The organism is Rhodanobacter sp. GW835-FHT13D09, assembly GCF_058793995.1.
Genome location: NZ_JBXAGL010000003.1, coordinates 354,571 through 366,607 on the forward strand (window position 1 = coordinate 354,571; position 12,037 = coordinate 366,607).

Annotated in this window: 10 protein-coding genes; all 10 read left to right on the plus strand. The window is 67.7% G+C overall.

From position 1 onward, the window contains the following. The first annotated feature begins 3 nt into the window (after window positions 1-3). The 10 genes from AC1Q5A_RS07130 (at window position 4) to recO (ending at window position 11,937) form a co-directional block, all read left to right on the plus strand. Window positions 4-2,565 (plus strand): putative bifunctional diguanylate cyclase/phosphodiesterase, encoded by a 2,562-nt coding sequence (locus tag AC1Q5A_RS07130; RefSeq protein ID WP_492699643.1) that lies wholly within the window; start codon window positions 4-6, stop codon window positions 2,563-2,565. A gap of 179 nt (window positions 2,566-2,744) precedes the next feature. Then, window positions 2,745-3,368 carry an RNA polymerase sigma factor RpoE gene (rpoE, locus tag AC1Q5A_RS07135; protein WP_492699708.1) on the plus strand — a complete coding sequence of 208 codons (624 nt, stop codon included), beginning with the start codon at window positions 2,745-2,747 and terminating at the stop codon, window positions 3,366-3,368. After that, the gene (locus tag AC1Q5A_RS07140) at window positions 3,365-4,051 is read left to right on the plus strand and encodes a sigma-E factor negative regulatory protein (RefSeq protein ID WP_492699645.1); all 687 of its coding nucleotides are present in this window, start codon (window positions 3,365-3,367) and stop codon (window positions 4,049-4,051) included. The genes rpoE and AC1Q5A_RS07140 overlap by 4 nt, the downstream gene beginning before the upstream one ends. 134 nt (window positions 4,052-4,185) lie before the next feature. After that, window positions 4,186-5,655, plus strand: a complete 1,470-nt coding sequence (locus AC1Q5A_RS07145) for a Do family serine endopeptidase (RefSeq protein WP_492699647.1) — start codon at window positions 4,186-4,188, stop codon at window positions 5,653-5,655. Window positions 5,656-5,854: 199 nt separating this feature from the next. Then, window positions 5,855-7,645 carry a translation elongation factor 4 gene (gene lepA / locus AC1Q5A_RS07150; protein ID WP_492699648.1) on the plus strand — a complete coding sequence of 597 codons (1,791 nt, stop codon included), beginning with the start codon at window positions 5,855-5,857 and terminating at the stop codon, window positions 7,643-7,645. Between the two features lie 99 nt (window positions 7,646-7,744). After that, window positions 7,745-8,641: a signal peptidase I gene (gene lepB / locus AC1Q5A_RS07155; RefSeq protein ID WP_492699650.1), complete on the plus strand. Its 897-nt coding sequence runs from the start codon at window positions 7,745-7,747 to the stop codon at window positions 8,639-8,641. A 177-nt stretch (window positions 8,642-8,818) separates the two neighbouring features. Then, window positions 8,819-9,202: a DUF4845 domain-containing protein gene (locus AC1Q5A_RS07160; RefSeq protein WP_492699652.1), complete on the plus strand. Its 384-nt coding sequence runs from the start codon at window positions 8,819-8,821 to the stop codon at window positions 9,200-9,202. A gap of 1 nt (window position 9,203) precedes the next feature. After that, on the plus strand, window positions 9,204-9,866 hold the full coding sequence (rnc, locus tag AC1Q5A_RS07165) for a ribonuclease III (protein ID WP_492699654.1): 663 nt from the start codon (window positions 9,204-9,206) through the stop codon (window positions 9,864-9,866). A 334-nt stretch (window positions 9,867-10,200) separates the two neighbouring features. Next, complete coding sequence (era, locus tag AC1Q5A_RS07170) at window positions 10,201-11,133, plus strand: GTPase Era (RefSeq protein ID WP_492699656.1); 933 nt, start codon at window positions 10,201-10,203, stop codon at window positions 11,131-11,133. A gap of 90 nt (window positions 11,134-11,223) precedes the next feature. Beyond that, a complete protein-coding gene (gene recO / locus AC1Q5A_RS07175; protein WP_492699658.1) occupies window positions 11,224-11,937 on the plus strand; it encodes a DNA repair protein RecO in 714 nt (237 codons plus the stop codon). Window positions 11,938-12,037: the final 100 nt, after the last annotated feature.

Genomic DNA, 12,037 nt, shown 5'->3' on the forward strand with positions numbered 1-12,037 from the left:
CAGATGAATTCCGGCATCCTGGTGGTCGCTGCCCAGCGCGAATTGCGCCGCAGCCTGTTCGATGCGCTCGACCAGGCGGGCTATCCGCAGATCCACAGCGCGCGCGACGTGTCGCACGCCGCGATCCTGCTGGAAGGGCGCCCGCCGCTGCCGCCGCTGCAACTGATGGTGATGGTGCTGGCCGGCGACGAGCAGCAGGCGCGCATCAGCTGCGAGCAGTTGCGCCGCCTGCCTGGCGGCGCCGACACGCCACTGATCCTGGTGCTGGCCGAAGAGGCCACGCTCGGCCCCTCCGACCTGCCGGCCGGGATCGCCGACTGGCTTTCCGCCGCGCAGATCGGCAGCGAACTGGTGCCGCGCTGGCGCCGCTCGCAAGCCGCCGGTATGGGCGTGCGCAAGGCGGTGCCCGCCGTGCCGCACGCCGCCGACGACTATCGCTATGTCTTCGAGGAAGGCGACAGCGAGTGGCTGATCGTCGACGCGCAGAGCCAGCGCCTGCTGGAGGTCAGTCCCACGGTGGCCCGGCACAGCCGCATGCATGCCAGCCAGTGGGAGGGGCTGGCGCTGGCCGAGGTGCTGCGTTTCGAAGGCATCGCGACCGAGCAGGCGCTGGCCGAGGCCAACCGCAACTGGTATCCCTGCCAGCGCAAATCGGTACAGGGCGTCGACACCGGCCAGGCCAGCGTGCGGCGGATCCGGCATGCCGGGAGCGACGCGCTGGCGTTGATATTCCGCAGCGACCGCGCCGACCTGCGCGCCGAGGCGGCGCTGTCACTGCTGTCGCGCATTTTCGCTTCCACCAGCGGAGTCGACGCGCAGAGCGCAGCCGGCCGCATGCTGTTCGATGAGCTGGGGCTGGACTACCTGGCCGTGTGGTCGGCGCGCCAGGACGGCGCCGATGCGCCGACCCAGATGCTGCAGCTGTGGAACGGCGACGATTCGACATGGCCGCCGGCGCAGATGCAGAGTTCGCTGCAGCTCGTGCTGGGCGGCAAGCCGATCCTGTATCGCACCGATGCGAAGCGGCTGGCGCAGGTCGATCCGCTGCTGCGACAGCTCGAACTGGCCGGTTTCGCCGGCCTGCCGCTGTACGACGAACGCCACACGGTGCTCGGCGCGATGCTGGCCGGCAGTCGCCGCGGTTTCGGCGAGATGGGCATCATCGAGCCGGTGCTGCGTTGCGCCGCGGCCCGTTTCGCGCAGATGCTGGAGCTTGGGCGCACCCGCGAACAGGGACGCGCCGAGGGGTTGGTCGATGCGCTGACCGGCCTGCCGAACCGGCTGCTGTTCAACGACCGGCTGGACACGGTCATCCGCGAGGCGACCCACAACGGCGAGTGCTTCGCCGTGCTGTTCGTCGACCTCGACCGTTTCAAGGCGATCAACGACACCCACGGCCACGCCGCCGGCGACCAGGTGCTGCGCACGGTCACCCAGCGCCTGTGCGGCAGCATCCGTGCCTCCGACACGGTGGCGCGTTATGCCGGCGACGAGTTCACCGTCGTGCTGCGGCACATCGTGAAGAACGACGATGCGCTGCGCGTGGCCGAGAAGATCGTGCAGGTGATGGAGACGCCGCTGTACCTCGAGGACGGCACCGAGCTGCAGGTGACCGCGTCAATGGGGTTGAGCTTCTTCCCCGACGACGCCGGCGACACGCAGACCCTGCTCAAGCATGCCGACGAGGCGATGTACGCGGCCAAGCACCAGGGTCGCAACAACTTCCAGATTTACGAAGTCAGCCCAGAGTACGCGCTGCAGCACGGCATGGCGCTGAAGACCCGCTTGCGTCATGCCGAAGGCAACGGCGAGCTGCGCGTGGTCTACCAGCCGCAGGTCGACGCCAAGAGCGAGGACATCGTCGGGATGGAAGCGCTGGTGCGCTGGGAGCATCCCGAGCTGGGCATGATCAGCCCCGCGGTGTTCATCCCGCTGGCCGAAGAAACCGGCCTGATCGTCTCGATCGGCGAATGGGTGATGCGCACGGCCTGCCTCCAGGCGAAGGAGTGGGAACAGCGCTACGGCCTGCGCCTGCGCCTCGGCGTGAACCTGTCCGCGGTGCAGCTGATGGAGCCGCAGCTGCTGGACACGGTGGCCAGGGTGCTGCGCGAAACCGACCTGGACCCCGCCTTGCTGGAGATGGAGGTCACCGAAAGCATCAGCATCAAGGCCGTGCCGAATCTGGTCGAGAACCTGCACGGGCTGCACAACCTGGGTTGCCACATCGCGATCGACGATTTCGGCACCGGTGCGGCGTCGCTGGATTACCTGCGCCGGTTGCCGGCCGACCGCATCAAGGTCGACCAGAGCTTCGTGCGCAACATCGGCGTGGACCCCGATGACGAGGCGATCGTGCGTGCCACGATCGAGATGGCCCATCGCCTGAAACGCGCCGTGGTGGCGGAGGGCGTGGAGATCGAACAGCACCTGCAGTTCCTGCGCGAGCACGGTTGCGACGAGTTGCAGGGCTACCTGTTCTGCCGCCCGTTGCAGCCGGTCAGCTTCGACAAGCTGCTGGCCGAGCGCCAGCGCCTGCTGGAGGCGCGGGTGGCCGAGCCGGCTTGAGCGGGCGGTGGGCGTCCCCATAACTGACCTGGCCCGTCACGGGTCCGGGGCGCCCGTCGGACATGACAACCAGCCAACAGGCTGTACGTTATGGTGGAGGCGCGATCCCACGCAAACTGAACTCGGGTGCCGGACTGCGGTCTGAGCGCCGCGTTCAGTTCAAACAAGCTCCGCAGCGGATGACGGCATTGACGACGGATACGGCCCGGACGGGTGAAAACGAACTGGATCGCGCGTTGGTCGAGCGGGTCCAGCAGGGGGACAGGCGGGCCTTCGACCTGCTGGTGCGCAAGTACCAGCACAAGGTGATCGGACTGGTTTCCCGCTACGTGAGGAGCCATGCCGAGTGCGAGGACATCGCGCAGGAATCGTTCATCCGCGCCTGGCGGGCAATCGGTTCGTTCCGCGGCGACAGCGCGTTCTACACTTGGCTGTACAAGATCGCGGTGAATACCGCCAAGAACCACCTGGTGGCGCAGGGCCGCCGCCCACCGTCGGGCGACATCGACGCCGACGACGCCGAGTTCATGGCCGGCGCCGAGCGCATGCACGACAGCGCCACCCCCGAGCGCGAACTGATGCGCCAGGAAATTGAACAATCCGTGTTTTCCACTGTCCAATCGTTGCCCGAAGAACTGCGGACCGCCATCACGCTGCGCGAGGTGGATGGCCTCAGCTACGATGAAATCGCCGAAGCGATGGGCTGCCCGATCGGCACGGTGCGTTCGCGCATCTTCCGGGCGCGCGAGGCGATCGATGAGAAGCTGCGGCCCCTGTTGTCGGACCGCGAGGATCAGACATGAACCAGGCAAGCAGTAACCAGGCAGGCGCGGACCAGCAGTTCCGCGAGAGCCTTTCCGCAGGCGTCGATGGCGAGCTGTCGAAGGAGCAACTGCGCTTCCTGTTGCGTCGGCTCGATCACGATGCCTCCCTGCAGCAGGCCTGGGGCCGCTACCACGTGGCCCGTGACTGTCTGCGCCGGCGGTTGCCGCCGATGGCGGGCACCGGTTTCGCCGCGCGGGTGAGCCTGGCGATCGAGCGGGAATCCAGGCCGGCGGCCGCCACCCGGCGCGGCCACTGGCTGCGCTGGTCGACCGGCGGCGCCATCGCCGCCAGCGTGGCCGCCGCCGCCCTGATGATCGGCCAGCCGACCGGCGATGCCGAACGCACGATGGCCGCGACCACCCGGCAGGCTGCCAGCACTGTCGCCGTCGCCGCATCGGCCGGCAGGCCCGTGGCGCCGGCCACGGTACCGCCATGGCTGAGCGGCAATTCCGCCGGCCTGCTCAGCCAGCAGGCGTCGGCCACCTTCGGTGCGCCGTTCGTGCAGGGCCAATCGTCGTATGCGCGCCGCCTGTCCGACTACCCGCCGCTGCGCCGCTATCGCACGCTCGACAACAACGACGGCAGCTACCTGCTGCTGCTCGATCCGGAGCAGCAGGTCGCGCCGGATCATCCGCGCCAGGCTTCCGCCGTCGCGCAGTGAGGCGGGCCCGCGTGTGCCTCGCCGCGGCAGCCCGCCATGCCTGTTTCCACCCAGACCATCGGGCCGCCGTGTGGCGGGTCCGCGCGCGTGCGGGTTGCGCCGCAGCCGGCTGAAATCACCACCAAGGAGGAGTCATGAACCATTCCATCTTGCGCATCCTGGCGTGCTGCGCGCTGCTCGGTGTCGTCGGCATCGGTAGCGTGCAGGCGCAGGCACCGGCGGCGGCGAGCCTGCCGGATTTCACCGGGATCGTGCAGAAGAACGCACCGGCCGTGGTGCACGTGGAGGCCCGCTACAACGGCGAGCGGCAGGGCGGCAGCCGGGGCGTCGGGCAGGCGATGCCCGGCCAGGGCATGCCGGACGATCCACAGGCCGACATCCTGCGGCGTTTCTTCGGCATGCCGATGATGCCGTCGCCGCAGGAGCAGAAGCGCACCTCGCTGGGCTCGGGCTTCATCATCTCGGGCGACGGCTACATCCTCACCAACAACCATGTGGTCGATCACGCCGACAAAGTGACCGTGCGCCTGCAGGACCGGCGCACGCTGACCGCCAAGGTGGTCGGCACCGACCCGACCTACGACATCGCGCTGCTCAAGGTCGATGCCGGCGGCAGCCTGCCGGCGGTAAGCCTCGGTGATTCGCGCAGCCTCAAGCCTGGCCAGTGGGTGCTCGCGATCGGCTCGCCGTTCGGTTTCGACTACACCGTGACCCAGGGCATCGTCAGCGCGGTGGGCCGCAACCTGGGCCAGCGCGACCAGCCCTACACCTCGTTCATCCAGACCGACGTGCCGATCAACCGCGGCAACTCCGGCGGCCCGCTGTTCGACCTGCAGGGTCGCGTGGTCGGCATCAATTCGCAGATCTACTCCAACACCGGCACCTATTCCGGCGTGGCGTTCTCGATCCCGATCGACGTGGCGATGAACGCGGTGCAGCAGATCAAGAGCAAGGGCTACGTCTCGCGCGGCATGCTCGGGGTGATGGTACAGCCGGTCGACGACGACATGGTCAAGGCATTCGGCCTGGACAACGGCGTAGGCGCCGCCGTGGTCGAGGTCACGCCGGACAGCGGCGCCGCCAAGGCCGGCATCCAGCCCGGCGACATCATCCTGGCCTACGACGGACGAACCTTGCAGCAGGCTTCGGACCTGCCGCCGCTGGTCGGCATGACCAAGCCGGGAACCAGGGTGCCGGTGGAGATCCTGCGCAACGGCAAGCGGCAGGCGCTCGAGGTCGCCATCGGCGAGGCGTCGCGCGACCGCGATGCGGTGGGCGGCAAGGGCGCTGCGCCAGGCCCGGGCAGCAACGGCTCGGCTGCGCTCGGTCTTGCCGTGGAGCCGCTCGACGGCGATACCCGCAAGCAGCTGGGGCTGAAACCCGGCGAGGGCGTGGTGATCAGCGACATCACCGGATCGGTGGCGGCGCAGGCCGGCCTGCGCGCCGGCGACGTGATCACCATGGTCAACCAGCAGAGGATCGGCAGCGTGGCCGAGTTCCAGGCCGCCACGAAGAACGTGAAGGCCGGCAGCACCGTGCTGTTGCTGGTGCGCCGCGGCGAGCAGAGCAGCTTCATCGGCCTGACCGTACCGGAAGGCAAGTAGGCGGCCCGGCGGCTGGCGTATTCATGCGGCCCGGTCGCGGCACGGTCGCTCCCGTGAGCGGGCTGCGACTGCGCCGCACGGACCGGTGGCGGCGACGGGTTCCATGCGATAATGCGGGGTTAGCGTCGCGTCATCGCGATGCGCCGTCACGCATGGTGCGTGACGGCGAGACCCAAGCCCGACAGGCCGCCAGCGCTCCATGGAATTGATCCGCAACTTCTCCATCATCGCCCACATCGACCATGGCAAGTCGACGCTGGCCGACCGCATCATCCAGCTTTGCGGCGGCCTGGCCGACCGCGAGATGGAGGCGCAGGTGCTGGACAACAATCCGATCGAGCGCGAGCGCGGCATCACCATCAAGGCGCAGTCGGTGTCGCTGCCGTACAAGGCGCGCGACGGCAGGACCTACCAGCTCAACTTCATCGACACTCCCGGCCACGTCGACTTCTCCTACGAGGTGAGCCGCTCGCTGGCTGCCTGCGAGGGCGCGCTGCTGGTGGTGGACGCTGCCCAGGGCGTGGAGGCGCAGTCCGTCGCCAACTGCTACACCGCGGTGGAGATGGGCCTGGAAGTGGTGCCGGTGCTGAACAAGATCGACCTGCCCACCGCCGACATCGAGAAGGTGAAGGGCGAGATCGAGGCGGTGATCGGCATCGACGCCACCGACGCGGTGGCGATCAGCGCCAAGACCGGCCTCAACGTGGTGGAGGTGCTGGAGGCGATCGTCGCGCGCATCCCGCCGCCGAAACCGCGCGATACCGACCGGCTGCAGGCGCTGATCATCGACTCCTGGTTCGACAACTACCTGGGCGTGGTGTCGCTGGTACGCGTGATGCAGGGCGAGATCAGGCCGGGCGACAAGCTGCTGGTGATGTCCACCGGGCGCGTGCACGAAGTGGACGACGTGGGCGTGTTCACGCCCAAGCGCAAGAAGCTGGACAAGCTGGGCGCCGGCGAGGTGGGCTGGATCAACGCCTCGATCAAGGATGTGCACGGCGCGCCGGTGGGCGACACGCTGACCCTGGCCGCGAAGCCGGCCGAGAAGCCATTGCCCGGTTTCCAGACCATGCAGCCGCGCGTGTTCGCCGGCCTGTTTCCGGTCGCCGCCGACGACTACCCCGCAATGCGCGAGGCGCTGGACAAGCTGCGCCTGAACGATGCCGCGCTGTTCTTCGAGCCGGAATCCTCCGAAGCGATGGGTTTCGGCTTCCGCTGCGGCTTCCTCGGCATGCTGCACATGGAGATCGTGCAGGAGCGGCTGGAGCGCGAGTACGACCTCAACCTGATAACCACCGCGCCGACCGTGGTCTACGAGGTGCTCAAGACCGACGGCACCACCCTGCCGCTGGACAACCCGGCCAAGCTGCCGCCGTCGCCGCAGATCGAGGAGATCCGCGAGCCGATCATCGTCGCCAACATCCTCACTCCGCCGGACTACATCGGCAACATCATCACCCTGTGCGAGGAGAAGCGCGGCGTGCAGCGCTCGATCCAGTACCTGGCCACCCAGGTGCAGATCAGCTACGAGATGCCGCTGGCCGAGGTGGTGCTGGACTTCTTCGACCGGTTGAAGTCCGTCTCGCGCGGCTATGCCTCGATGGACTACCACTTCGATCGTTTCGAGGCCGGCCCGTTCGTGCGCGTGGACGTGCTGATCAACGGCGACCGGGTCGACGCGCTCTCGCTGATCGTGCACCGCAGCCATGCCGACCGGCGCGGGCGCGATCTGGTCGAGCGGATGAAGGACCTGATCCCGCGCCAGCAGTTCGACGTGGCGATCCAGGCTGCGATCGGCGCGCAGGTCATCGCACGCTCCACGGTGAAAGCCCTGCGCAAGAATGTTCTGGCCAAGTGCTACGGCGGCGACGTCAGCCGCAAGAAGAAGCTTCTGGAAAAGCAGAAGGAAGGCAAGAAACGCATGAAGCAGGTCGGTCGTGTGGAAATCCCCCAGGAAGCCTTCCTGGCCGTATTGAAAGTAGACAAATAGCAAGGCCGGAAATCGGAAACCGGTAGTCGGGAATCGCAAAGCTGGCCGCTTCGGTTCCCGACTACCGGTTTCCCGCTCCCGGCTCCAACGGAGCTCTGCATGGAATTCGATTTCTCCGCCATCCTGCTTGCCCTCACCGTGCTGTTCGGCGTGGTGTGGGGGCTGGATCGGCTGTTTCTGTACAAGCGGCGCAAGGCGCGCCTGGACGCCGCCGGCGAGGAGTATCGCGACCCGGCCCCAGTGGACTGGTCGCGCTCGCTGTTCCCGGTGGTGCTGGTGGTGTTGCTGTTGCGCTCGTTCGTGGCCGAGCCGTTCCGCATTCCGTCCGGCTCGATGATGCCGACGCTGGACGTGGGCGATTTCATCCTGGTGAACAAGTTCGCCTACGGCTTGCGCATGCCCGCGTTCAACAACAAGTTCGTCGAACTCGGCGAGCCGAAGCGAGGCGACGTGGTGGTGTTCCGCTTCCCCGGCTACCTGTGCCAGGACGGCGGCCGGCTGGTGCGCAGCGGCGACATGAGCTGCAGCGACCCCCAGGCGCCGGTGCAGCAGCAGAACTGGATCAAGCGGGTGATCGGCCTGCCGGGCGACAGTATCGAGGTGCATGGCGCCGACCTGCTGGTCAACGGCCAGCGCGTGAATGCCGAGGAGATCGGCCCGTACGTGGGCAACCCGCAGCGCAGCGTCGACCAGATCATGCTGAACATGGGCGCCACGGTGTGGACCGAGCACCTGGGCAAGGTCAACCACATGATCGCGCGGATGCCGGCCTACACCACGCCGAATTCGATCCCGAACGACCGGGTGCCCTCGAAGGTGCCCGCGGGGTGCTATCTGGTCATGGGCGACAACCGCAACGACAGCCTCGACAGCCGCTGGTGGGGCTGCCTGCCGGAACAGAACCTGGCCGGCAAGGCGTTCCTGATCTGGATGAGCTGGAAGGGCTGGGGCACCGGCGGCGTGGATTTTTCGCGGATCGGCACGGTGATCCACTGAGGCCGCAGTGGCGCCGGGGCGTTTGCCAAAGCGTGACGGGATCGAACCGCCGCGCACGCGAAGCAGCCGACAGTGGGAGAATCCGCAGGCATAATCGGCACGCCGGCGAGACCAGCCCGCCGCACCCGGACCAACCACAGACAGGCACGCCGCACCGGCGGCACTAGCGAGGGGACTATGAAATCGAAGCAATCGGGCATCACCCTGATCGGGTTCCTGATCGTCATGGCCTTCGTGGCCTTCCTGGCCTACATGGCGATGAAGCTGGCGCCGTCGTATTCGGAATACATGGGCGTGGTGAAGGCGATGAACCAGGTCGCCACCGAAGGCACCAACGGCAAGTCGCTGGACGACATCCGCCGGAGCCTGATATTCAAGATGGGCTTCCAGTACGTCGACGACGCCACCATCCAGCCGAAGGACGTCACCATCGTGCGCAACAGTGGCGGCGCCAGCCAGCTGCGCGTGGCCTACGACAAGCAGATCCCGTTCATGTACAACATCGACTTCCTGCTGCACTTCGACAAGAGCGTGCCGCTGCAGGGCAACGTGGGCGAGTGATTTGTCGGAACTGAACTACCGCTTCCGCGATCCGGCACTGGCGCAACTGGCGCTGACCCACCGCAGCTTCGGCAAGCCGAACAACGAGCGGCTGGAGTTTCTCGGCGACGCGCTGCTCGGCGCGATCGTCGCCGAAATGCTGTACGAGGTGCACCCCAAAGCCAGCGAGGGCGAGCTGTCGCGGTTGCGGGCGCAACTGGTCAACGGCCAGGCGCTGGCGGTGATGGCGCGTGAACTGGCGCTGGGCGACGGGCTGAAGCTCGGCCCCGGCGAGCTGAAGAGCGGTGGCTTCCGGCGCGACTCGATCCTCGCCGACGCGTTCGAGGCGACGGTGGCTGCGGTGTACCTGGATGGCGGTTTCGAAGCCTGTCGCGAAACCGTGAGGGGGCTGTTCGTCGAGCGCATCGCGGCCCTGCGCCGCTCCTCCAAGGATGCCAAGACGCGGCTGCAGGAGTGGCTGCAGGCCAAGGGCCTGCCGTTGCCGCAGTACGAGCTGATCGCCAGCCATGGCGAAGACCACGCCAAGAGCTTCGACGTCAGCTGCACGGTCACCGAGCCGATGGCGTTCACCGGGGAGGCCCGCGGCGGCAACCGCCGCGCCGCCGAGCAGGATGCGGCCGAGGCCGTGCTCAACCGGCTGCTGGAACAGCAGCGCGACGCCTGAGAGGTTGTGACTATTCAACCTCTCAGGCCGGCCACGGCGAGGGCATGGCGAGGGCATGGATGCCCGAGTGGAGGCAACGCAGGAGCGGTTGCCCGATGCCCGAGTTGAGGCAACGCAGGGAACGGTTGCCCGATGGCCGGACATGGAACAGTCACGCCAGTGACGGTTTCATGTGAGCGAGTCCGGGCGTGTACCGGACTCGCGACTGAAGAAAACCACAGGAAGTGGTTTTCTTCACAAGCTCTGACCCCTTGCTTCGCCGCCGGCACCGTCTGCGTGCCGCCTCCGGCTTAAGCACTACACTTGCCATCCGACCCGTCGAGCAACCCGCGTCATGAACCAAGAACTGGACTCCGCCGCCGGCAGCATGCCGCACGGGAATTTCCGCTGCGGCACGGTTGCGCTGGCCGGGCGGCCCAACGTGGGCAAGTCGACCCTGCTCAACGCGCTGATCGGCTTTCGCCTGTCGATCACCAGCCCGCGGCCGCAGACCACCCGCCACCGCATTCTCGGCATCAACACCAGCGAGGCCGGGCAGATCATGTACGTCGACACGCCGGGCCTGCATCGCGGCGCCAAGCGGGCGATGAACCGCAGCCTGAACCGCGCCGCGCGCTCGGCGATCAGCGATGTCGACCTGGTGGTGCAGGTGGTCGAGGCCGGCCGCTGGACCGACGAGGACGAGGCGCTCTACGCCGCCTTGGTCGAGCAGTCGACGCCGCGCCTGCTGGTGATCAACAAGGTCGACCTCAGCAAGGACAAGTCGGCGATGCTGCCGTTCGTGGCCGAGCTGGCGGCGAAGCACAGCTACGACGAGATCCACTACGTCAGTGCGCTCAAGCGCAAGGGCCTGAAGGAGCTGGAGCAGGCGATCCTCAAGCGCCTGCCGGTGCGCCCGCCGGTGTTCGGCGAGGACGAGGTCACCGACCGCAGCGAGCGCTTCCTCGCCGCCGAGATGGTGCGCGAGCAGCTGATGCTGCGACTCGACCAGGAACTGCCGTACGCCACCACGGTCGAGATCGAGCAGTTCAGCGACCGCCCCGACGGCATCGCCGAGATCCACGCGGTGATCTGGGTCGAGCGCGACGGCCAGAAGGCGATCGTGATCGGCAACGGCGGCGCCCAGCTCAAGGCGATCGGCAGCAACGCGCGGCGCCACATGGAGCGCATGTTCGAGCGCAAGGTGTTCCTGAAGCTGTGGGTGAAGGTGCGCGAAGGCTGGGTCGACGACGAGAACATGCTGAAGAAGTTCGGCTATACCGATTGAGGGAATAGAGAGTAGGGAATAGGGAATCGTCGCGACCGCGGCCTTGCTCCTGTTTTCCATTTTCGATTCCCGAGTCCCCGCCCACCAGCCATGCGCATCGAACAGCAACCCGCCTACGTCCTGCACGCGCGTCCCTACCGCGAGACGTCGCTGCTGCTGGAATGCCTGACCCGCGGGCATGGCCGGCTCGGCGTGGTGGCGCGCGGCGTGCGCGGCGAGCGCTCGCGCCTGCGGCGGGCCCAGCTGGAGCCGTTCCAGCCGCTGGCGCTGGATCTGCTGCTGCGCGGCGAGCTGGCCACGCTGACCGCGGTCGAGGCGGTGGGTACGCCGGCCCGCCTGGCGGGCGACGCCGGGCTGGCCGGGTTGTATCTCAACGAGCTGGTGGTACGTCTGACCGGGCGGCAGGATCCGCACCCGCGGCTGTTCGATGCCTACGCGCGGACGCTGGCGCGGCTGACTGCCGGCGAATCGCTGGCGTGGAGCCTGCGCCGCTTCGAGCGCGACCTGCTCGAAGCGATCGGCTACGGCTTGCAGCTGCGGCACGACGCCGACAGCGGCGAGGCGATCGAACCGGCAGCATGCTACCGCTACGTGGTCGAGCAGGGCGCGGTGCGTTGCGCCGCCGGTAGTCCGCACGCACTGCGCGGCAGCGACCTGCTGGCGCTGGAACGGGACGAGATGCCCGGCAGCGGCGGCCTGAAGGATCTGCGCGACATGATGCGCGAGGTCATCCGCTTCCATCTCGGCGGCGGCGAACTGCGCGCCTGGCGGGTGTTGGCGATGGCCGTGTCGCGGCGGCCCTAGTCGTCCAGCGCCTGCAGCGTCGCCTGGAGTACGGTGCGGAAGCGGGCCAGGGCGGCCGGGGGGGGGGGGGGGAGAGGGGAGCGCTGCTGTGTGAGAACGT

Coding starts and splice junctions, on each gene's coding strand:
- era (WP_492699656.1), top strand. CDS start 10,201: ATGAACCAAGAACTGGACTCCGCCGCCGGCAGCATGCCGCACGGGAAT.
- lepA (WP_492699648.1), top strand. CDS start 5,855: ATGGAATTGATCCGCAACTTCTCCATCATCGCCCACATCGACCATGGC.
- rpoE (WP_492699708.1), top strand. CDS start 2,745: ATGACGGCATTGACGACGGATACGGCCCGGACGGGTGAAAACGAACTG.
- AC1Q5A_RS07160 (WP_492699652.1), top strand. CDS start 8,819: ATGAAATCGAAGCAATCGGGCATCACCCTGATCGGGTTCCTGATCGTC.
- AC1Q5A_RS07130 (WP_492699643.1), top strand. CDS start 4: ATGAATTCCGGCATCCTGGTGGTCGCTGCCCAGCGCGAATTGCGCCGC.
- recO (WP_492699658.1), top strand. CDS start 11,224: ATGCGCATCGAACAGCAACCCGCCTACGTCCTGCACGCGCGTCCCTAC.
- AC1Q5A_RS07145 (WP_492699647.1), top strand. CDS start 4,186: ATGAACCATTCCATCTTGCGCATCCTGGCGTGCTGCGCGCTGCTCGGT.
- AC1Q5A_RS07140 (WP_492699645.1), top strand. CDS start 3,365: ATGAACCAGGCAAGCAGTAACCAGGCAGGCGCGGACCAGCAGTTCCGC.
- lepB (WP_492699650.1), top strand. CDS start 7,745: ATGGAATTCGATTTCTCCGCCATCCTGCTTGCCCTCACCGTGCTGTTC.